The 20,029-nt window shown below is 64.2% G+C and carries 20 protein-coding genes and 1 pseudogene; 6 read left to right on the forward strand and 15 right to left on the reverse strand.

What is annotated here, in order from left to right; genetic code table 11:
• On the forward strand, window positions 1-225 hold a 225-nt coding region (locus tag VGH54_RS24235), incomplete at its 5' end, for a hypothetical protein (protein ID WP_331514667.1).
• Window positions 226-250: 25 nt separating this feature from the next.
• On the opposite strand, the gene VGH54_RS24240 is transcribed toward VGH54_RS24235, so the two are convergent.
• On the reverse strand, window positions 251-2,755 hold the full coding sequence (locus VGH54_RS24240; protein WP_331514669.1) for an ABC transporter permease: 2,505 nt from the start codon (window positions 2,753-2,755) through the stop codon (window positions 251-253).
• The gene (locus VGH54_RS24245) at window positions 2,752-3,450 is read right to left on the reverse strand and encodes an ABC transporter ATP-binding protein (RefSeq protein ID WP_331514688.1); all 699 of its coding nucleotides are present in this window, start codon (window positions 3,448-3,450) and stop codon (window positions 2,752-2,754) included. The genes VGH54_RS24240 and VGH54_RS24245 overlap by 4 nt, the downstream gene beginning before the upstream one ends.
• Before the next feature lie 355 nt (window positions 3,451-3,805).
• Here VGH54_RS24245 and VGH54_RS24250 point away from each other — a divergent pair, with 355 nt between their 5' ends.
• Window positions 3,806-4,471 carry an SRPBCC family protein gene (locus VGH54_RS24250; protein ID WP_331514670.1) on the forward strand — a complete coding sequence of 222 codons (666 nt, stop codon included), beginning with the start codon at window positions 3,806-3,808 and terminating at the stop codon, window positions 4,469-4,471.
• Window positions 4,472-4,473: 2 nt separating this feature from the next.
• On the opposite strand, the gene VGH54_RS24255 is transcribed toward VGH54_RS24250, so the two are convergent.
• Window positions 4,474-4,998 carry a gamma carbonic anhydrase family protein gene (locus tag VGH54_RS24255; RefSeq protein WP_331514672.1) on the reverse strand — a complete coding sequence of 175 codons (525 nt, stop codon included), beginning with the start codon at window positions 4,996-4,998 and terminating at the stop codon, window positions 4,474-4,476.
• Between the two features lie 135 nt (window positions 4,999-5,133).
• Between VGH54_RS24255 and VGH54_RS24260 the strand changes: the two genes are divergently transcribed.
• Both VGH54_RS24260 and VGH54_RS24265 read left to right on the forward strand, forming a co-directional pair.
• On the forward strand, window positions 5,134-6,285 hold the full coding sequence (locus tag VGH54_RS24260; RefSeq protein ID WP_331514673.1) for a Rieske 2Fe-2S domain-containing protein: 1,152 nt from the start codon (window positions 5,134-5,136) through the stop codon (window positions 6,283-6,285).
• Window positions 6,282-6,749, forward strand: a complete 468-nt coding sequence (locus VGH54_RS24265) for a hypothetical protein (protein ID WP_331514675.1) — start codon at window positions 6,282-6,284, stop codon at window positions 6,747-6,749. Before VGH54_RS24260 ends, VGH54_RS24265 begins: the two co-directional genes overlap by 4 nt.
• Before the next feature lie 3 nt (window positions 6,750-6,752).
• On the opposite strand, the gene VGH54_RS24270 is transcribed toward VGH54_RS24265, so the two are convergent.
• The 7 genes from VGH54_RS24270 to VGH54_RS24300 all read right to left on the reverse strand — a co-directional run bounded on the left by VGH54_RS24270 (window position 6,753) and on the right by VGH54_RS24300 (window position 13,073).
• Entirely contained in the window at window positions 6,753-7,898 is a 1,146-nt protein-coding gene (locus VGH54_RS24270; protein ID WP_331514676.1) for a sulfotransferase, read from the reverse strand.
• Entirely contained in the window at window positions 7,898-8,680 is a 783-nt protein-coding gene (locus VGH54_RS24275) for an SDR family oxidoreductase (RefSeq protein WP_331514677.1), read from the reverse strand. Before VGH54_RS24275 ends, VGH54_RS24270 begins: the two co-directional genes overlap by 1 nt.
• Before the next feature lie 2 nt (window positions 8,681-8,682).
• Window positions 8,683-9,810, reverse strand: coding sequence for a hypothetical protein (locus VGH54_RS24280; RefSeq protein ID WP_331514678.1), 1,128 nt, complete (start codon window positions 9,808-9,810; stop codon window positions 8,683-8,685).
• Between the two features lie 95 nt (window positions 9,811-9,905).
• Window positions 9,906-10,205: a hypothetical protein gene (locus tag VGH54_RS24285; RefSeq protein WP_414688788.1), complete on the reverse strand. Its 300-nt coding sequence runs from the start codon at window positions 10,203-10,205 to the stop codon at window positions 9,906-9,908.
• Between the two features lie 93 nt (window positions 10,206-10,298).
• Window positions 10,299-11,360, reverse strand: coding sequence for a 4-hydroxy-2-oxovalerate aldolase (gene dmpG, locus VGH54_RS24290; protein WP_331514679.1), 1,062 nt, complete (start codon window positions 11,358-11,360; stop codon window positions 10,299-10,301).
• Window positions 11,357-12,277, reverse strand: a complete 921-nt coding sequence (locus tag VGH54_RS24295) for an acetaldehyde dehydrogenase (acetylating) (protein ID WP_331514680.1) — start codon at window positions 12,275-12,277, stop codon at window positions 11,357-11,359. Before VGH54_RS24295 ends, dmpG begins: the two co-directional genes overlap by 4 nt.
• Window positions 12,278-12,287: 10 nt before the next feature.
• Window positions 12,288-13,073 (reverse strand): 2-keto-4-pentenoate hydratase, encoded by a 786-nt coding sequence (locus VGH54_RS24300; RefSeq protein WP_331514681.1) that lies wholly within the window; start codon window positions 13,071-13,073, stop codon window positions 12,288-12,290.
• Window positions 13,074-13,146: 73 nt separating this feature from the next.
• On the opposite strand from VGH54_RS24300, the gene kstD reads away from it, so the two are divergent.
• A complete protein-coding gene (gene kstD / locus VGH54_RS24305; protein ID WP_331514682.1) occupies window positions 13,147-14,829 on the forward strand; it encodes a 3-oxosteroid 1-dehydrogenase in 1,683 nt (560 codons plus the stop codon).
• Window position 14,830: 1 nt separating this feature from the next.
• A complete protein-coding gene (locus VGH54_RS24310; RefSeq protein WP_331514683.1) occupies window positions 14,831-15,691 on the forward strand; it encodes a MaoC/PaaZ C-terminal domain-containing protein in 861 nt (286 codons plus the stop codon).
• 73 nt (window positions 15,692-15,764) lie between these two features.
• Here VGH54_RS24310 and VGH54_RS24315 read toward each other — a convergent pair whose 3' ends face one another.
• From VGH54_RS24315 to fadE29, 5 genes and pseudogenes are all read right to left on the reverse strand, one after another.
• Window positions 15,765-16,610 carry an endonuclease domain-containing protein gene (locus VGH54_RS24315; RefSeq protein WP_331514684.1) on the reverse strand — a complete coding sequence of 282 codons (846 nt, stop codon included), beginning with the start codon at window positions 16,608-16,610 and terminating at the stop codon, window positions 15,765-15,767.
• Between the two features lie 146 nt (window positions 16,611-16,756).
• Window positions 16,757-17,926: a lipid-transfer protein gene (locus VGH54_RS24320; protein ID WP_331514685.1), complete on the reverse strand. Its 1,170-nt coding sequence runs from the start codon at window positions 17,924-17,926 to the stop codon at window positions 16,757-16,759.
• A complete protein-coding gene (locus tag VGH54_RS24325; RefSeq protein ID WP_331514686.1) occupies window positions 17,916-18,326 on the reverse strand; it encodes a MaoC family dehydratase in 411 nt (136 codons plus the stop codon). Before VGH54_RS24325 ends, VGH54_RS24320 begins: the two co-directional genes overlap by 11 nt.
• On the reverse strand, window positions 18,323-19,276 hold the full coding sequence (locus VGH54_RS24330) for a bifunctional MaoC family dehydratase N-terminal/OB-fold nucleic acid binding domain-containing protein (protein WP_331514687.1): 954 nt from the start codon (window positions 19,274-19,276) through the stop codon (window positions 18,323-18,325). The genes VGH54_RS24325 and VGH54_RS24330 overlap by 4 nt, the downstream gene beginning before the upstream one ends.
• Window positions 19,273-20,029 (reverse strand): annotated as a pseudogene (gene fadE29, locus VGH54_RS24335) (acyl-CoA dehydrogenase FadE29); the annotation flags it as partial. The gene VGH54_RS24330 and the pseudogene fadE29, both read right to left, overlap by 4 nt.

Below are 20,029 nucleotides of genomic sequence, written 5' to 3' on the forward strand. Positions count from 1 at the left end.
GGCATCACGGATGTGTTGACTTCCGGAAAAGACTCCTCGGATCTCTTGGCTGGGTTGGGGATATCGCTGCCCGACGACACGGGAATCGGGGAGGCCGGCGTGACCGTCAACACGTTCGTCGACACGATGATGCCAAGCCTCGACAGCTCGTTCACCATTCCTTTCACGGATCCCCTCGCCGGACTGTGGGACATCCTTGTTGCGAACAACTTCTTCGGCCTCTGAGCTGGAAAGCTGAACTGAGGTCGGGTTAGTCCACGCCGACCGCTTCGATGATGTTCAGTCGCGCCGCGCGGCGCGCTGGCGGCAGCGAGCCGAGCAGGCTGATCGCCAGCGCGCCCACGGTGAACACGAGCGCCATCGGGCTCGGCCGGAAGTCGACAGTGAAGTTCATCATGTCGCCGCTGACGAGGCTGTAGAGCCACTGGTCTGCCAGGCCGAACACCAGCCCGCAGACACCGCCGACGATGCCGATGGCCGCCGCCTCCGCCAGGATCATCCGCAGGGTGAACCGCCTGCTGGTTCCCATTGCCCGTAGCACACCAATTTCGCGACGCCGCTCGAGGACCGAGAGCGTCAACGTGTTGAAAAGTGCTACCGCCGCGACGAATACAACAATGATCCACACGGCGTTGGCGATGAACATGCTCTGATGCAGTGGCGCCTCGAGGCCCGCCAGCGCGGTGCGACCGCTGTATACGTAGTTCGGCTCAGCCACCGCGTGGCGGACGTCGGCCAGCAGGCGATTCGGATCTACACCCGCGGCCGCGTTGACCTGAAGTGCTGTCGCTGCCGGACGATCGAACCACTCCCGCATTAGGTCGAGGGTGATCCCGACGGTGCCGATGACGGTTGAGAAGGATGGGACCAGGGCCAGCACCGTCGTACTCCGTGGGCCGTGCGGCGTTTGCAGCGGGAGCTTGTCGCCGGCTCGAACGTGCAGAGTCTTGCCGAGGTTTTGGGACAGCACCACTCCCCGACCCGCGAGCACCGCAGTGCGCACCTGATCATCGAGCGCCCGGTAGAGCGGGTCGGCGGTGCCGGCGGAAAACCCGTCGAGCATCACGCGCGTCCCGCCGACCTCGGCGAACCCGGATGCACCCTTGACGACCTGTCGTACCCCCGGCACCACCGCCACCTTGTCGGCGAGATCTTGCGGGAGCGCGTTGACCGGATAGCTGTCGGGCGGATCGGCACTCACCCACACGTCGACGCCCGCGACCGGCGCGAAAATGGCTCGTGCCGAACGGATCATGTCGGCGTTCGTACCAGTTATCACGACAGTGGTGACCACGGCGATAAGCACCGTCATCACCGTGGCCCAGACCCGCCGCGGCGCCCGCTCTATCGTCGCCGCGGCCAGCGGTCCAACCGAGCCGAAAACCCGGGCCGTCGCGGATGCGGCCTTGACCATGACCGCGGTCAGCGCGAAGCCGAGCGCGATCTCCGCGCTGAATAGCGCGAAGACGGCAACGAAGGCCAAGCTGCCGCGGCGGTCGACGACGATGACGATCGATGCCGCGAACACCGCGACGGCTGCTATCCCGAATGTCATCCGCAGCCACCGCGGCACGAAATCAGCGGCCGAAACCCCAACCGGCGCGAGGGCCTCGATCGGTGAAACCTTGTAGACCTGCCGGGCCGCCATCGCCGATGCCGCCACAGCGGTGAGGACCGTCGCTGCCAAAGCCACCGGTATCGCATAACCAGGCAACCAGTACTCGACCCGAGCTTCCAAACCCTGGGTGATTGCCGGTGGCAATCGACCAATCGCCGCGCGGCCCATCACTATTCCGATGCCTGAGCCGATCGCTCCGCCGATCAGCCCGAGAATGACAGCCTCAGCAAGTAGGTCGCGAACGATCGTGGTGCGTCGGCCGCCGATCGCCCGGAGCATCGAGATCACCGGCCGGCGCTGGGTGATGGCCATCGTCATCGTCGTGTACACCAGGAACGCGCCAACCACCAACGCCACCCCGGCGCCCATCAATGCCATGTAGTTCATCAGCTTGACGCCATCACCGGCCCGGACTGCCCGCATGCTCGGAGCCGCGACGATCGCCCGATCCTTGACGGCTGCGGTGACCCCCGCCCGCACTGCACCGAGATCGGCACCGGGCTTTGTCGTGATGAGTATCGAGTCGAGCTGGCCCTTTTGCCCAGTTATGTTCTGCGCCAGAGCAAGTGGAGCCAGGACGTAGTGGCCACCGTTGAGGTCTGCGAGCTGCTTGCCGGTGAGCACCTCCGTGACCGTGACCGAAGCGGAGCCCAGCTGGAACGTCTGCCCTTTGGCATGACCGACCCGCGGGCCGACCTGAACACCGTTGGGATTCTCGGACAGATTTTTCAACGGCTTCTGCACGGCGTCTTTCAAGGCACCGCCCAACGCGGCACTGCTCGCGTCCGCGCCGAATATCAGCACCGGACCCGATGTCGTGGAGGTAGAAGTCCGAATCATCGGTGCCGCAGTCGCGACGCCGGGAACCGCGCCGACATCGGCCGTGATGGTGTCGGGAAACCCCGCGTCGGTGATTCCCGATACCTCGAGTGCAGCGACGCCGGCGATCCCATCGGCCATCCGGTTCACCGATCCGGTGATCGAACCGAAGATGCCGATGACGGCGACGAGATACATTGCAGAAACTGCCATTACAGCGATCGAGGCCGTCGTACGCCGACGATGCACGACGAGTTCACGCAGACTGAATACCCGTAGGCGGCTCGCCGAGGCAGCGATCGCCGAGCCGGGTCTCATCCTGAGACCGCTGAGAGCTCGTCGGAGCCGACACGTCCGTCTTGCAGGGTGATGACCCGATCCGTCATCGCCGCGGCATCGGAATTGTGGGTCACCATCACCACCAGCCGACGGTCGCCGTCTTCCCGCGCCACCTCGGCAAGAAGCGTCAAAATTGAAGCACCTGTGGCGGAGTCGAGATTGCCGGTCGGCTCGTCGGCGAGGATCAGCGAAGGATCCATCATCAACGCCCGGGCCACCGCCACCCGCTGCATTTGGCCTCCCGACAATTCCGCCGGCCGATGCTGGGTCCGGTTGCCGAGCCCGACCCGGTCCAGCAGCCGAACCGCATCCGACTCGACCTTGCCCAGCCGGACGCCGTCAAGCATTCTCGGGACCGCCACGTTCTCCCATGCCGACAGGGTCGGCAGCAGGTTGAAGAACTGAAAGACGAACCCGACGCGATGGTGGCGGAATTTCGACTTTTCTTCGTCGCTGAGTTGGCCAATCTCATCGCCATCGAATGTGATTGACCCGGAATCCGGCGAGTCCAGGGCTCCGAGCAGGTGCAGCAACGTGCTCTTGCCCGCGCCGGACGGGCCCACTATCGAGACAAACGTGCCGCCCCCGAATCGCAGGCTTATCTCATCGAGTGCACGCACTGTCTGACCGCCGACCGTGTACTCGCGAACGACATCGCGCAGCTCGATCGTCAGCGAACGACTTGGCTCATCACGGGTGTCGGGTCGCATGTTCATGGTCCTCCCGCAAGAGCGCAGCATTGAGTCGGCCGCGACGATTTGTGCGCGACCGACCGCCACTCCCATGCGACCGTGTCGCAAAGGCACTGGTACCAATACAACGAGCCCGAACCCCAATCGGTTCAACCGTGTGCAATCTTTGTCCCAGTCGGTAATCCGCAATAAATAGCGTACACAAAGGCGGGGTCCGAAGATTAACTTTTGTGTATAATCGGCTCAGCCCATTACCCGCGAAATCCGCGTGTTTGCAACGCTTTTGATAGGAGATACCTTCCCGTCACCGTCGTACGCCCACGAAGGAGCCGACCCGATGCCGCTGCCCGCGCTTGAAGATATCTTCGCCCACACCGGGAGCACCCAGCCGGTCGATGGGATAACTCGAATCGAGACCAGCCCGCGGGAGAAGGCGACCCCGATGATCATGGAAATGATGCATTCGGTGTACCCGCACGACGAAGTGTTCGGCCAATACTGCACCGTCAACGACTACATTGACTGCCCGCCGGACGAACTGTTCTCGTACATGGCCGATACCCGTTGCCTAGAAGAGTGGACCTATAGCCTGCGCGGGTTCACCGAAACCGATGAGCCGGGCCTATGGCACGCCTACGACCGGTTGGGATCGGAGACCGAAATCTACGTCCGCACAGAGGCTAGTGAGCAGGGACGTACGGTCGACTATCACTGCGCGTGGGACCAGGGCAAGCATCTTTGGATGATTTACCTGATGCGCATCATCGACGCGCAAACCGTGCTGGACAAGCCGGGCTCGGTGGTGCTGTGGACGAACTGTCATCATCCGTTCTACGACCGCAACCCGTATCCAGATGCCAGCCCGCCGGAGCGCCCGGTATGGGTGGGAGACTTCTGGGACATGTTCGGTGCCGGTCATTTGCTGGAGATGAAAAATCTCAAAGCCATCGCCGAATACCGTCACCACAATGGGCTCTCGGTGACGCCGGACTGGATGCGATAAGCCTAAATCGGTTCCAGCCCAGCCAGATAACGCTGGGCCAGATCTTGGTATGCCTTCGGGTTCACCCTCACCCACATCTCGGCGCCGGTCCCCGCGATCGGGCCCTTGATGGTGGCCGGAGCTCCGACCACCAGTACCTCGTCGGGGATCTTGGTGCCGCCGGTCACCAATGCGCCCGCCGCAATCAGGCTGCGTGCGCCGATCACCGCGCCGTCGAGGACGGTGGCGTGGTTGGCGATCAGCGCCTCGGCGCCGATATGGGCACCGTGGATGATGCACATGTGCGCCACGGTCGCTCCGGGACCGACGTCGACCGGGATGCCGGGCGGTGAGTGCAGTACCGACCCGTCCTGCACGTTGGCGCCCTCACGGACGATCACGGGTCCGTAGTCGGCGCGCAGCACGGTGTTGAACCACACCGACGCGCCGGCCTCGACCGTCACATCGCCGATCAGGGTGGCGGTTGGGGCGACGAAAGCGGTGGGATCAACCCGCGGCGATCGGCCTTCGAAGGCGAACAGAGGCATCGTTCAGATATACCGCAGGGCGGGTAACCGGCAGCGATACGCCGATTGCCGGGCCGTAAATGTCCGCGTCATTGCGCTATCACAGGGAAAAACTGTAACGTGTTCTAGTTAGAAGCCAAGAAACCTGGAGGCGTCATGGCGACCGACACTGCCGGTGTTCGCGAGATCGACGCCGGCACCCTGCCCGACCGGTATGCCCGCGGCTGGCACTGCCTTGGCCCGGTCAAGGATTACCGGGACGGCGAGCCGCACGGGATCGAGGCGTTCGGCACTCACCTCGTGGTGTTCGCCGACTCGCACGGCGATCTGCACGTGCTGGATGGTTACTGCCGGCACATGGGCGGCAACCTGGCACAGGGCACCATTAAGGGTGACGAGGTCGCCTGCCCGTTCCACGACTGGCGCTGGGGCGGCGACGGCAAATGCAAGCTGGTGCCCTATGCGAAGCGGACCCCTCGACTGGCCCGTACCCGATCCTGGACGACCGACGTTCGCAGTGGGCTGCTGTACGTCTGGCACGACCACGAGGGCAACCCGCCGCCGCCGGAGTTGCGCATCCCCGAACTCCCCGAGTTCGCCAGCGACGAGTGGACCGACTGGCGTTGGAATTCGATGCTCATCGAGGGCTCGAATTGCCGCGAGATCATCGACAACGTCACCGACATGGCGCACTTCTTCTACATCCACTTCGGTCTGCCGACATACTTCAAGAACGTCTTCGAAGGCCACGTCGCCTCGCAGTACCTGCACAACGTCGGCCGGCCCGACGTCAACGATCTGGGCACCTCCTACGGTGAGGCCCACCTGGATTCCGAGGCGTCATACTTCGGCCCGTCGTTCATGATCAACTGGCTGCACAACAAGTACGGCGACTACAAGGCCGAGTCGATTCTGATCAACTGCCACTACCCGGTGACCCAGGATTCGTTCGTGCTGCAGTGGGGCGTCATCGTCGAAAAGCCCAAGGGCATGGACGAGAAGATGACCAACAAGCTGGCCACGGTCTTCACCGAGGGCGTCAGCAAGGGCTTCCTGCAGGACGTCGAAATCTGGAAGCACAAGACTCGCATCGATAACCCACTGCTGGTCGAAGAAGACGGAGCCGTGTATCAGATGCGGCGGTGGTACCAGCAGTTCTACGTCGACATCGCCGATGTCACGCCGGATATGACGGACCGCTTCGAAATCGAGGTCGACACCACCATCGCGAACGAGAAGTGGCATGTCGAGGTCGACAAGAACCTGCAAAAGCAGGCTGAAGAGAAGGCGGAGCAGCCGGCCACATGAGCCCGCGCGACCAGCCGCCCGACGTCGACCGGTTAGCTCGGTCGATGCTGATGCTCCATGGCGATCACGACAGCCACGACGAGCCGGATCCGGCCGTCAGCGGTAGGCGTGGCGGATCCTGGTCCAAGGCAACGGCTTTCCCCGACGATCCGGAGCGCGCCGCGGCGGTCGCCGCGGCTACTCAGGCTGACCGCGCCCGCTATCTGACATCGGGCCTGCAGCCGATCGACTGCCGGTTCTGCCACGCGACGGTGGACGTCAAGCGGCTGGGCCCGGGACACACTGCGGTGCAATGGAATACCGACGCATCGCAGCGCTGCGCCTATTTCGCCGAGCTACGCGCGACCGGGGCGCACAGCGCGCGGACTCGCTCCTGCCCGAAATTGGGCGACAGCATCGAACACGCGGTCGCCGAAGGATGTCTGGAAGCGGTGTCCACCGCGCCGCCCGCCGGCGACGGCTGAGCATCACAGCCCGGCGAAGCGCTCCTTGACGGCTTCGGCGGTCAGCCCGTAGTCGGCCAGCGAATAGCTGTGCTTGGGAGCCCTTGCACCGGTTTGGCTTTCGGCGTGAATGTCTTCCATGGCCTGCCGGGCCTCGTTGGTGAGCGGGATATCGAATTTGCGGTAGATGTCGGCCACCGTGCCGATCGGATCAGCGATCAGCTCCCGGTAGTCGACATCGTAGAACTGGGCCGGGTTGTATTTCGCCCGTGCGGTGGTGAATTGTTCCAGACCACGCGACCAGGTCTCCATTGCGTCAGTGCCGATTTGGGCGCCGACGAACTTCGTCGACCAGCCGTCGGTGGTGTGCTGCGCCAGCGAGCACATCGAGGCCATGATCGTGTCGACCGGCCGATGCGTCTGGATCACGAGGGCGTCGGGATACGTCGTCATCAACGCGTCGAGTGCGAACAGGTGGCTCGGGTTCTTCAGCACCCACCGCTTGTCGGCATCGTTGAGCCCGATCAGCTGAAGGTTCTTGCGATGCCGCTGATACGCCGGCGTCCAATCCTGTTGCGCCAACCACTTTGAGTAAGTCGGCAGATGCGCCAGTGTCTCGTAGGACACCGAATGCAGCGACTGGCGCAGCAGCTGCCAGCATTCCTCGAGCTCGTAGGCGGCCATGAAGTGCAGGCCGGTATAGCCGGGGTTGTCTTCATGGTGCTGGGTGAACTGGGCGTCGAGCTGGCGATACAGCGGATGGGATTCCCAGGTGTCGCGCGGCGGGCGCGGCTGCGGGAATTCGGCCAGCCACATGTGCAGACCCTGCGCCGCCGGGTCGGCGCCGAGCAGCCGATGCAGCGCCGTGGTGCCGGTCCGCACCAGCCCGGTGACGAAGAAGGGCCGCTTGACGGCGACTTCTGCATGCTGCGGGTACTGCTTCCACGCGGATTCCGACAACAGCCGGGCCACCAGGGCGCCGCGCAAGAAGAACCGATTCATTTTGCTGCCCAACACCGTAAGGCCGGCATCTTGCCGGTAGGAGTCCAGCAGCACGCCCAGCGCTTCGCGATAGTTGTCGTTGTCAACGCCGAAGTCGTCGAGCCCGGTCAGCTTGGTGGCCGAGGCATGCAACTCGTCGACGGTCGCAATGTCGGTGCGTTCGGCCATCAGGTGTGGTACTCGCCGCAGTTCACGTCGAGCGTCTGCCCGCTGATGCCACTGGACAGGTCGCTGGCCATGAACATGATCGCCGACGCCACCTCGTCTTCGGTCGGCAGCCGCTTGAGGTCGGAGTTGGCCGCGGTGGCCTGATAGATCTGGTCTGCACTGGTGCCGTACTTGCCCGCTTGGTGCTCGAAGTAGGCCTGCAGCGTCTCGCCCCAGATATAGCCGGGTGCAACGGAATTGACCCGGATACCCTTCTCGCCGAGTTCGGTGGCCAACGACTGCGACATCGACAGCAGCGCCGACTTGGCCATCTTGTACGCGCCGTATTTCGCCTGTGAGTGCCGCAACACCATCGAGTTGACATTGACGATAGCACCATTCGACTGTTCCAGCGCCGGCGTGAAGGCCTGGATCAGACGCAACGCACCGAGCGCGCTGAGTTCTATCGCGTCGCGGATGTGCTGGAAACTGGTGCCGGCCAACGGTTTCATCGACGGCACCCGGAATGCGTTGTTGATCAACACATCAACTTTGCCGAAGTGCGCGGTGGCGGACTCGACGAGGGCGGCAACGTCGTCATCATCGGTGATGTCGGTGCGCACCGCCAACGTCTTGTGCCCGCCGTCGTTGAGCTTTGCGGCGAGATCTTCCAAGCGTTCGACAGTTCGTGCCGCCAACACCAACTCGGCGCCGTCGCGGGCACACCGATGCGCCAGTGTGGTGCCGAGGCCGGGCCCGACGCCGCTGATCACGATAACTTTGTTCTCGAGCATTCCGGTCATGGCTACCCCAACATCCTGGCTGCAATTTGCTGTTGGCGCAACGCTATTCGTGTACGCCAGTCATCGTCAGAGATCTTATTGTGCTCAAAGTGCGGCAAGGAAGCCGGTAGTGCGTCGAGGTCCACCAACTCGACGGTCGGGCCGTCGGCCTCGGTGAGTTGACGCGACACCCGCTGCCAGCGGAACTGCAGGAAACCACGGCGGTGCCCGAGCGTTTCGACCCAGTTGGTGACCCCGGGATTCTGATCGGCGACCACGATGCGGACCTTGCCGTCCGGATCCGCTTGCGCCTGAGTGTTGTTCAGCGACGTCTGGTGGTTGATGTAGTCCAGCGAGATGTACCACATGCTGCCCAGCTGGAACCCGAGGTAGGGCGCATCGGTCACCGGCAGCGTGATGATCAGAGCCTGATCGGGCTGCAGGTCGAAGTGTCCGACCGAGGAGTACTGGGTGGCCAAACCGCCGGGCGTCAACCGCGGTGCCACCATGGTGTTGATCGGGATGTCCAGATAGAACCACTGTGGGAATTGCAGCCAGGTCTTGATTCGGTTGACGAGCTGCTTTCCCGTTGTCGCGTAACGCTTTTCGATAGCTGCGCGGGTCAGCGGCGGCGGCGCGGTGCCGGCGGTATCCGCTCGCGAGATGGACACCGTCCCACGCCGCGCCGCCCAGTCGCCGTAGACCTCTCGGATCACCAACTGGCCGGGACTGGTGGGCCGGACCTGCCATTGGAAGGTGCCGTCGGCGGCGATCTCGAGCTCGCGGTCGTCGAACGCGGCCTGGCTGGCGGGCACGTTGTCGTCGGTGTATTCGCCGCCGAGCAGCTGGAAACTCAGATCCGTTGTGCTTCCGCGGACCCCGGTGACCAGGTAGTCGTGGTTTGGTTGCACGCGGCAGCCGAAATAGAGGGTGTCCGGGTTGTCCAGGCCCATCTTGGTGAACGGCCCGGTGCCCGAGAGCAGCATCGGGTGATCGCGGTCGTAGTCGAACACCATGTGCTCGCAGGCCGCTATACAACCGGCGAGGTATTGCAGCCCCTCCAGCAGGTCGGCTTCGGTCTCGATATGCGGTGCGGCGGCGACCAGTTCTTCGGCCTCGGCGATGGCGTCGGTTAGCGGCTGGGAAAACACGACTCGACGCTAGAACGTGTTCTAGTTTTCGTCAATGGGCGAACATCTCCGCGTGTTGCCGCGGAGTTCAGCGACGACGCCGATTCACTGCTGGGCTACGGCGCGCACTGCTGCGATAGGTCGATCAGATGCTGCCGCACATCGGGGTGCCGATTGAGGTAGTCGATGACGCTGCCGTTGCCTCCCTCAGCCTTGGACTTGGCCTGCAGCTGCTGGTGGAGGTCGGGATGCTGCTTTAGGTACGAGTCGATGGAATTACCCACGGTCTGATCGCACTGAGCGTTCGCCACGGGCAACGCAATGAGCGCCGCGGCCGAGGCACTCAACAGGCCACCAGCGAGCAGACCGAACAGTCCGCGGCGAACGGACCGTGGGGTTGCGGAAGACATGGTCATCGGATTGCTCCTTTGGGCACCGGCTGTTGCTTCGATGTAGAAGTCGAGAGTACTCGCGGCAGCGTTAGCGCCACCCGTGCTGGAGCTGTGAAACTAGTGTGTGACGGCGTCCCGCCCGCTCGCGGCTTGTTCGCGCTTGATCTCCAGCGCAATGTCGATGAGCTGGTCTTCCTGGCCGCCGATCAGCTTGCGCTGGCCGGCCCGGTGCAGCAACTGGTGGGCCGGAACGCCGTAGCGCTCAGCCTGGCGAACGGCGTGCTTGAGGAAACTGGAGTACACCCCGGAATACCCCATGATCAGCGCGTTGCGGTCGAGTAGGCATTCGGCCGGCATGGCAGGGCGCACCACATCCTCGGCAGCGTCGGCGATGTCGAAGAAGTCGATCCCAGTCTTGACGCCGATCTTGTCGAAGACGCCGATCAGCGCCTCGACCGGCGCGTTGCCTGCACCCGCACCGAACCGGCGGCAGGATCCGTCGATCTGCTTGGCGCCGGCCCGAACGGCCTCCACCGAGTTGGCCACACCCAGCCCGAGGTTCTCGTGCCCGTGGAAACCGACCTGGGCGTCGTCGCCGAGTTCGGCGACCAACGCCGCGACCCGGTCGCTCACGCCGTCCAAAACCAGCGCCCCGGCCGAGTCGACGACGTAGACGCACTGGCAGCCGGCGTCGGCCATGATGCGGGCCTGTGCTGCCAGTTTCTCCGGTGGGATGGTGTGGGACATCATCAGGAACCCGACGGTTTCCAGGCCCAACTCGCGGGCCAGCCCGAAGTGCTGGATCGAGACGTCGGCCTCGGTGCAGTGGGTGGCGATCCGGCAGATCGAGCCGCCATTGTTCTGCGCCTCTTTGATGTCCTCCTTGGTGCCGACGCCGGGCAGCATCAGGAAGGCGATCTTGGCCTCTTTGGCGGTCTCGGCGGCGAGCTTGATCAGCTCCTGCTCGGGCGTCTTGGAGAACCCGTAGTTGAAGCTCGAGCCACCCAGCCCGTCGCCGTGTGTCACCTCGATGACCGGCACGCCCGCGTTGTCGAGCGCGGCCACGATGGCGCCGACCTCGTCCCTGGTGAACTGGTGACGCTTGTGGTGAGAGCCGTCGCGCAGGGACGTGTCGGTCATCCTGACGTCCCAGATCGGGTTGAAGAAGATGTCGCTCATGCCTTTGCTCCTCCCGCTGCCGCGGACAGGGATTCTTTGGCGATTTCCTCGCCGACCTTGGTAGCCGCCGCGGTCATGATGTCGAGGTTGCCCGCGTAGGGCGGCAGGTAATCGCCGGCGCCTTCGACCTCGACGAACGTGGTGACCAGCGCCTGGCCTCCCGAGTGCATCGACGGGTCGTCGAATTGCGGGTCGTTGAGCATCCGGTAGCCGGGCACATAGGTCTGCACCTCGGCGACGACATCGCGAATCGACTGGGCGATCGCATCCCGATCAGCGTCTTCGGGGATCGCGCAGAAAATGGTGTCGCGCATGATCATTGGCGGGTCAGCCGGGTTCAGGATGATGATCGCCTTGCCGCGCTTGGCGCCGCCGATGGTCGCAACACCACGCGACGTGGTCTTGGTGAACTCGTCGATGTTGGCGCGCGTGCCAGGCCCGGCCGAGACCGACGACACCGAGGCGACAATCTCCGCGTAGGGCACGTCGACGACGCGCGACACCGCGTAGACGATGGGGATGGTCGCCTGTCCCCCACAGGTGATCATGTTGACGTTCGGCGCGTCGAGGTGCTCGCGCAGGTTGGCCGGCGGGATCACTGCCGGGCCGACCGCGGCGGGAGTCAGGTCGATGGCCCGGATGCCGGCGGCTTCATACTTCGGCGCCGCGTCCCGGTGGACGTAGGCGCTGGTCGCCTCGAACACCATGTCGGGCTTCTCGGACTGCGCCAGCAGCCAGTCGACACCTTCGTGGGTGGTCTCCAGTCCCAGCTTGCGAGCCCGAGCCAAGCCTTCGCTCTCCGGATCGATGCCCACCATCCAGCGCGGTTCCAGCCACTCCGAGCGCAGCAGCTTGTAGAGCAGATCGGTGCTGATGTTGCCCGATCCGACGATGGCCACACTCATCTTCGACGGCATGGACGCTCCTTTACTCGAAAGACAACCGGACGGACCCAAGGCCGTCGAAATCTGCGACGAAGTTGTCGCCGGGGCGGGCGTCGATGGCTCGGGTACACGAGCCGGGCAACACGATGTCGCCGGCCCGAAGCCGCACCCCAAAGCTTTCCACCTTGCGGGCCAGCCACGCCACCGCCGTCACCGGATTTCCCAGCACCGCGTCGCTGCGACCCTCGGCCACCACGTCGCCGTTCGACGTGAGCACCGCGTCGATCGACTTGATATCGACGTCGGCAGGCGCGACCCGCGCCGCGCCCAGCACGAAACCGGCAGACGACGCGTTGTCGGCGATGGTGTCGCAGAGTGCGATCTTCCAGTCGGTGATCCTGGTGTCGATCAGCTCGATGGAGGGCACGAACGCTTCGGTCGCGGCCAGGACATCGTCTTCGGTGCAGTTCGCGCCGGGCAGATCGTGAGCCAGGATGAAGCCCACCTCGACTTCCACCCGCGGGTAGAGGTACTTGTTCGCCTTGACCGGGACGTCCTCGAAGACCTGCATCTCGTCGAGCAAGTGCCCGTAGTCCGGCTCGTCGACACCCATCATCTGCTGCATCGCCAGCGACGACAGGCCCACTTTGTGGCCCACCACCCGGGCGCCCTCGGCGACCCGCTGGCGGATGTTGATCAGCTGGATTTCGTAGGCGTCGACGACGTCGATCTCGGGATGCCCGGCCGTCAGCGGCGCGACCGGTTGGCGGCTCCGCTCGGCCTGTGCGAGGTCGGCGGCCAACTCATCGCGGGCGGCTACCGAGATCATTTCGCCGAAGTCCCCTCACTCGTTTGACCGGGGCAGTAGCGCCCGGCCCTGGCAATTCTATAACGTGTTCTACATGACAGCTCAGGAGTACGACGTCGTCGTGGTCGGGAGCGGCGGCGCCGGCATGGTGGCTGCCCTTGCTGCCGCCCACCGGGGTCTCTCGACAATAGTCATCGAGAAGGCCGCCCATTACGGCGGCTCCACCGCGCGCTCCGGCGGTGGCGTGTGGATTCCCAACAACGAAATCCTGCAGCGCGACGGCGTCAAGGACACCGCGCAAGCGGCCCGCACATATCTGCACGGAATCATCGGTGACGTCGTCGAAGCGGAGCGGATCGACACCTACCTCGAACGCAGCCCCGAGATGCTGTCGTTCGTGCTGAAGCACTCGCCGCTGAAGATGTGCTGGGTGCCGCAATACGCCGACTACTACCCCGAAGCCCCGGGTGGTCGGGCCGGCGGCCGTTCCATCGAGCCGAAGCCGTTCAACGCCAAAAAGCTCGGGGCCGATCTACACGGGCTGGAACCGCCATACGGCAAGGTCCCGCTCAACGTCGTTGTGATGCAACAGGACTACGTGCGACTGAACCAGCTCAAGCGTCATCCACGCGGCGTGCTGCGCAGCATCAAGGTCGGCGCACGCACCATGTGGGCGAAGGCGACCGGTCAGGCCCTGGTCGGTATGGGACGCGCTCTGATCGGGCCGCTTCGGATCGGTCTCCAAAAGGCCGGTGTACCCGTACAACTCAACACCGCGCTGACCGACCTCTACGTCGAGGACGGGGCAGTCCGCGGTGTCTACGTTCGCGATACCGAACAGTCGGAAGCTGCTGAACCACAACTCATTCGAGCCCGAAAGGCAGTGATCCTCGGCAGCGGCGGGTTCGAGCACAACGAACAGATGCGGGTCAAATACCAGCGTGCACCGATCACCACCGAGTGGACAGTCGGCGCGAAGGCCAACACCGGCGACGGAATTCTCGCCGCCGAAAAGCTCGGCGCCGCACTCGACATCATGGAGGACGCCTGGTGGGGGCCGACCGTCCCACTGGTCGGTGCACCGTGGTTCGCGTTGTCGGAGCGCAACTCTCCCGGCTCGATCATCGTCAACACGTCCGGCCAGCGATTCATGAACGAATCCATGCCGTACGTCGAAGCGTGTCACCACATGTATGGCGGCGAGTACGGCCAGGGCCCGGGCCCGGGGGAGAACATCCCGGCGTGGCTGGTGTTCGACCAGCAGTACCGCGACCGCTATATTTTTGCTGGATTGCAACCAGGACAGCGCATTCCGCGTAAGTGGATGGAGTCCGGTGTGATCGTTCAGGCGGATACGCTCGACGAGCTGGCCGCCAAAGTCGGCCTGCCGGCCGAGGAATTCAACGCGACGGTCCAGCGTTTCAACGCCTTCGCGCGCTCGGGTGTCGATACCGACTATCACCGCGGCGAGAGCGCCTACGACAGGTACTACGGCGACCCGACGAACAAGCCGAACCCGAATCTCGGCGAGATCAGCCACCCGCCGTACTACGCCGCCAAGATGGTTCCGGGCGACCTGGGCACAAAGGGCGGCATTCGCACCGATGTGCACGGGCGCGCGTTGCGTGACGACGGCAGTGTGATCGACGGCTTGTACGCGGCGGGCAATGTGAGCGCGCCGGTGATGGGGCACACCTACCCCGGGCCGGGCGGAACCATCGGCCCCGCCATGACCTTCGGCTACATTGCCGCCCTGCACATCGCCGGAGAACGCTGACATGCCGATCGATCCCGACGTCGCACTGGCCGCCGAGCTCGAGCCGATCGAATTTGCTTGGAGCAGTAGCGATGTGCAGCTCTATCACCTCGGACTGGGTGCCGGCGCCGATCCGATGGACGCCCGCGAGTTGCGCTACCTCATCGACGACACACCGCAAGTGCTGCCGACGTTCGGCAACGTGGCAGCGACCTTCCACGCCACCAAGCCGCCGACAGTGCAGTTCCCCGGTATCGACATCGAGCTGAGCAAGGTTCTGCATGCCAGCGAGCAGGTCACCGCGCCAGCGCCGCTGCCGCCGTCGGGTTCGGCGAAGGCCGTCACCCGCTTCACCGACATCTGGGACAAGGGCAAGGCCGCGGTGATCTGGTCCGAGACCCGTGTGACCGCACCGGACGGGACGCTGCTGTGGACGCAACGGCGTTCGATCTTCGCTCGCGGCGAAGGCGGGTTCGGTGGCGACCGTGGGTCGTCGACCTCGACGGCCGCACCGGACCGAGCGCCGGACCTCGAACTCGACATCCCGGTGCTGCCCCAGCAGGCGCTGCTCTACCGGCTCTGCGGCGATCGCAATCCGCTGCACTCGGATCCCGAATTCGCCTCTGCGGCAGGGTTTCCACGGCCAATCCTGCACGGCTTGTGCACTTACGGCATGACCTGTAAGGCACTTACCGACGCGGTACTCGACGGCGATGCAGGCGCTGTCGGCTCCTACGGCGCACGGTTCACCGGCGTCGCGTACCCGGGCGAGACGCTGAAGGCCGCCGTGTGGAAAGAGGATGGGCGGCTGCTGGCCACCGTCACCGCGCCGGCTCGCGAGAACGCCGTCGTGCTCACCGGGGTGGAGCTTGTCCCGGCTTAGCCTCTCTGCGCCGTCTGTGATGCTGCGTGCGCCGAGCGCTCCGCTGGCCGCACACTCGGCTTCGAGCGCTCCGCTAGCAGCACATTCGACGAGCCAATGTCCCACGAACACGGCTTATAATTTCGGCGGGGCGGTCTCCTGCCAACACTCGTATGACGATCCAGCCCAGGCGCTCAAGCGTTTCCAACCTCCGAACGTCCCAACTGTATTGCCGGCGATCGCTGCGATGTTGTTCGCCGTCGTACTCAACCGCTACTTTGACGTCCTCCCAGCCCATGTCCAGGTAGGCGAATGGATTACCGAACTCGTCGCGGACGGGGATTTGCGTTTGCGGTCGAGGCAGCCCCGCCTGGATCAAGACGACGCGCAGCCACGACTCTTTGGGTGATTGGGCGCCCGGGTCGAAGAGCTCGATAGCTTTGCGCGCACGTCCCACGCCTCTGCGCCCCGGGTATCTGCGAGCCAGCAGCTCGACATCGACTGCCTTGACTTCGACTGCTCTTGCGAGCGCATCCATTCCAGCGACCGCGGTCATGGTTGGGTACCAGCAACCGAAGTCCAATGCCGTCCGCGCCGGCGAGGTGACTGCCATGCCAGCTAACAGGACGATCTCATCGCCTTCAATACGGTCGCGGTGTGTCTGGATACCAGGTGGATTCCGCCGATTGTCGTGTATTAGCTCAACGACCCGGCGATCGTCGACCCACCTGCTGCCGAGCAAGGCGGCGGCGGAAAAGCCCGCGATGACACCGCGACGTCGGCTCCAGAGCCAACCGGCCTTCGCGCGAACCCCCGCATCAACATCGATGTCTCGCATGACATAGACGTCCGAAAACAATCGTCGACACCGTGTAGTCAGTTGCGTTTTCGTCAGCGCTCCCGCGGCGACGGCCTCGCTTCCGATGAACGGCTCCAACATCGCCGCACCTTTGCACGGGGTACCGCCATCGTCACTTCAGCCGTCCACATGTCGCCGTAGGGCGGCTCGCCGCACACTCGGGCTCGGCTGTGCGGCTGGCCGCACATTCGGCGCACGCGACCCGTTCACCAGTTGACGCCGGCGTCTTAGCCCAGGATCAGGCCGGAGGTCGGCACTCCGGTGCCGGCCGTGACGAGCACATGCTCGACATCGGGCACCGGGTTGACCGATGTGCCCCGCAGTTGCCGCACTCCCTCGGCGATGCCGTTCATGCCGTGGATGTAGGCCTCACCGAGTTGCCCGCCGTGGGTGTTGATCGGCAGTCGCCCACCGATTTCGATGGCGCCGTCGGCGATGAACTCCTTGGCCTCTCCCCAACCGCAGAATCCTAACTCTTCCAACTGAATGAGGGTGAACGGCGTGAAGTGGTCGTAGAGGATCGCGGTCTGGATGTCCGTCGGCTTCAGACCGGACTGCGACCACAACTGCTTACCCACCAGGCCCATCTCCGGCAGACCGTCGAGCTCCGGCCGGTAGTAGCTGACCATCGAATACTGGTTCGGGCTCGAGCCTTGGGCCGCTCCCTCGATAATCGCCGGGCGATTCTTCAGATCCTTCGCCCGCTCGGCCGAGGTCACGATGATCGCGACCGCACCGTCGGTCTCCTGGCAGCAGTCCAGCAGCCGCAACGGCTCGGCGATCCACCGTGAATTCTGGTGGTCGTCAATCGTTATCGGCTTCTCGTAGAAATACGCTTTCGGATTGTTAGCAGCGTGCTTGCGATCGGCCACCGAGATCGCCCCGAAGTCGCGACTGGTCGCCCCCGATAGATGCATGTAGCGTTTGGCGATCATGGCTACCTGCGCAGCGGGTGTCGACAGCCCGTGCGGGTACGAGAACGAGTTGTCCACGCCGGTGGAATCGGCGTTCTCCACCAACCGAAGCTGTACCTGGCCGAACCTCTGACCAGACCGCTCGTTGAAAGCGCGGTACGCCACAACGCAATCCGCGACGCCGGTCGCCACCGCGATGGCCGCCTGTTGGACGGTCGCGCAGGCGGCGCCGCCGCCGTGGTGGATCTTGGAGAAGAACTTCAGATCCCCGATGCCGGTGGCGCGCGCGATGGCGACCTCGGTGTTGGAGTCCATCGTGAAGGTGACCATGCCGTCGACATCGCCGGGATTCAGGCCGGCGTCGTCGAGCGCGTCCAGCACGGCCTCGGCGGCGAGCCGAAGCTCGCTGCGGCCGGAGTTTTTCGAGAAGTCGGTGGCGCCGATGCCGACGATCGCGGCCTTGCCGGAAAGTTCACCAACCATCAGAACCTCCGATGGTCAACGTCGCGTTCGCGACGACGTGATCGCCAAGGCTGTTGCTGCCAACGATTTTCAACGTGATCAACCCGTCGTCGACCGCGGTGACTTCGCCTTTGAACGTCACGGTGTCGTAGGCGTACCACGGCACGCCCAGCCGCAGACCGATCGACTTGATGAACGCTGAAGGGCCGGCCCAGTCGGTGATGTAGCGCTGGACCAGGCCGGTGTCGGTGAGGATGTTGACGAAGATGTCCTTGGAACCCTTGGCCTGTGCCTTGTCCCGGTCGTGGTGGACGTCCTGGTAGTCGCGGGTGGCGATCGCCGTCGAGATGACGAACGTCGGGTCGCCGTAGAAGGCCAGCTCCGGCAGCTTCGTGCCGACCTCTATGGTCGGGGCGCTCATACGTCGGGCTCCCACGCGTACAGCGTCCACGCCGGGCCGATGTCATTGGCGGGGAAGTCGATATACGTTGCCCTGACCGGCATTCCAACCTCCACGGTGGCGGGGTCGATGTTGCGTAGCTCGCCCAGCATCCGCACGCCCTCTTCCAACTGCACGAGCGCGATGACGAACGGCAGCGTGCGGCCGGGCACCTTCGGAGCGTGATGCACCACGAAGCTGAACACGGTGCCTTTGCCGCTGGCCACCACGTAGTCAGTCGGGACTTCCTTGTCCTGCCAGATGGCCGGTACCGGAGGGTGCTGCAGGCTGCCGTCGGACCGCTTCTGGATCCGCAGCTCATGCGCATTGACGCCATCCCAGAAGAACTTGGTGTCCTTGGATTCCGAGGGCCGCATCATCGAGTCGGCGTCCAAGTCGTCGGGCACCACACCGGTCGCGTCCTGCGATTCGCTGGGCTTGAATTTAAGTATCCGCCAGTTCATTTCGGCGACGTCTTCGTCGCCGACTCGCCACACGATGTGCTGGTTGATGAACCAACCCTCGCCGAGGCCGGTTTGCTTGGGTCCGACCACGTCGCCCATCTCCGAGGAGATGCTGACTTCCTCGCCGGGTCGCAGGTACCGGTGATACGTCTGCTCGCAGTTCGTCGCGACCACGCCGATGTAGCCGTTGTCGTCCATCAGCTTCATGATCGGGCCCATGGGATCGTCGGTCGGACGTTCGCCAGCCAGGCCGAACATCGTCCACACCTGAATCATGGCCGGTGGAGCGACAATTCCGGGGTGGCCGACCGCGCGAGCCGCGTCATCATCCCGGTAGATCGGGTTGGTGTCGCCGATGGCTTCGACCCAGCTATTGACCATCGGCTGGTTCACCGGATCGCGGCCGACACGCGGCTTGGCGACGACGGTGGCTTTGATATCCGCGAGGGCCTCGTGGATATCCGTCATCTGGGCACCCTCGGCACTTTGAGGCCGGACGCCGCGATCATCTCTCGCATCACTTCGTTCACGCCTCCACCGAAGGTGATCACCAGGTTGCGCTTGGTCTGCGAGTCGAGCCAGTCCAGCAGCTCGGCAGTAGCCGACTCAGCGGGGTTGCCGTACTTGCCGACGATCTCCTCGGCAAGACGACCGATGTACTGAATGCTCTCGGTACCAAAGACTTTCGTCGACGCGGCGTCGGCCACGTTGATCTCTTCACCGGCGGCGGCCACCTGCCAGTTGAGCAGTTCGTTGACCCGCCACATCGAGTAGATCTCACCGAGCGCGCGCTTGACGTCTTGGTGGTCGATGGGGGTGACCCCGTCGCCACCCGGCTTGGACGCCCAGTCGTGCAGCCGGTCGTAGATACCCGCAGTCCGGCCGGCCGGCCCGAGCATCACCCGCTCGTTGTTGAGCTGAGTGGTGATCAGCCGCCAACCGCCGTTCTCCTCGCCGACCAGCATGTCGGCAGGAACCCGGACGTCGTTGTAGTAGGTGGCGTTGGTGTGGTGCGCGCCGTCGGACAGGATGATCGGCGTCCACGAGTAGCCGGGATCCTTGGTGTCGACAATCAGGATCGAAATACCTTTGTGCTTAACCGCTTCCGGATCGGTACGGCAGGCCAGCCAGATGTAGTCGGCGTCGTGCGCACCGGTGGTGAAGACCTTCTGGCCGTTGACGATGTACTCGTCGCCATGGCGGATCGCCGTGGTGCGCAGC

Source organism: Mycobacterium sp., assembly GCF_036488105.1.
Lineage (GTDB): Bacteria > Actinomycetota > Actinomycetes > Mycobacteriales > Mycobacteriaceae > Mycobacterium.

Coding starts and splice junctions, on each gene's coding strand:
- VGH54_RS24240 (WP_331514669.1), bottom strand. CDS start 2,755: ATGAGACCCGGCTCGGCGATCGCTGCCTCGGCGAGCCGCCTACGGGTA.
- VGH54_RS24250 (WP_331514670.1), top strand. CDS start 3,806: ATGCCGCTGCCCGCGCTTGAAGATATCTTCGCCCACACCGGGAGCACC.
- VGH54_RS24255 (WP_331514672.1), bottom strand. CDS start 4,998: ATGCCTCTGTTCGCCTTCGAAGGCCGATCGCCGCGGGTTGATCCCACC.
- VGH54_RS24260 (WP_331514673.1), top strand. CDS start 5,134: ATGGCGACCGACACTGCCGGTGTTCGCGAGATCGACGCCGGCACCCTG.
- VGH54_RS24265 (WP_331514675.1), top strand. CDS start 6,282: ATGAGCCCGCGCGACCAGCCGCCCGACGTCGACCGGTTAGCTCGGTCG.
- VGH54_RS24270 (WP_331514676.1), bottom strand. CDS start 7,898: ATGGCCGAACGCACCGACATTGCGACCGTCGACGAGTTGCATGCCTCG.
- VGH54_RS24275 (WP_331514677.1), bottom strand. CDS start 8,680: ATGACCGGAATGCTCGAGAACAAAGTTATCGTGATCAGCGGCGTCGGG.
- VGH54_RS24285 (WP_414688788.1), bottom strand. CDS start 10,205: ATGACCATGTCTTCCGCAACCCCACGGTCCGTTCGCCGCGGACTGTTC.
- dmpG (WP_331514679.1), bottom strand. CDS start 11,360: ATGAGCGACATCTTCTTCAACCCGATCTGGGACGTCAGGATGACCGAC.
- VGH54_RS24295 (WP_331514680.1), bottom strand. CDS start 12,277: ATGCCGTCGAAGATGAGTGTGGCCATCGTCGGATCGGGCAACATCAGC.
- VGH54_RS24300 (WP_331514681.1), bottom strand. CDS start 13,073: ATGATCTCGGTAGCCGCCCGCGATGAGTTGGCCGCCGACCTCGCACAG.
- kstD (WP_331514682.1), top strand. CDS start 13,147: ATGACAGCTCAGGAGTACGACGTCGTCGTGGTCGGGAGCGGCGGCGCC.
- VGH54_RS24310 (WP_331514683.1), top strand. CDS start 14,831: ATGCCGATCGATCCCGACGTCGCACTGGCCGCCGAGCTCGAGCCGATC.
- VGH54_RS24315 (WP_331514684.1), bottom strand. CDS start 16,610: ATGTTGGAGCCGTTCATCGGAAGCGAGGCCGTCGCCGCGGGAGCGCTG.
- VGH54_RS24320 (WP_331514685.1), bottom strand. CDS start 17,926: ATGGTTGGTGAACTTTCCGGCAAGGCCGCGATCGTCGGCATCGGCGCC.
- VGH54_RS24325 (WP_331514686.1), bottom strand. CDS start 18,326: ATGAGCGCCCCGACCATAGAGGTCGGCACGAAGCTGCCGGAGCTGGCC.
- VGH54_RS24330 (WP_331514687.1), bottom strand. CDS start 19,276: ATGACGGATATCCACGAGGCCCTCGCGGATATCAAAGCCACCGTCGTC.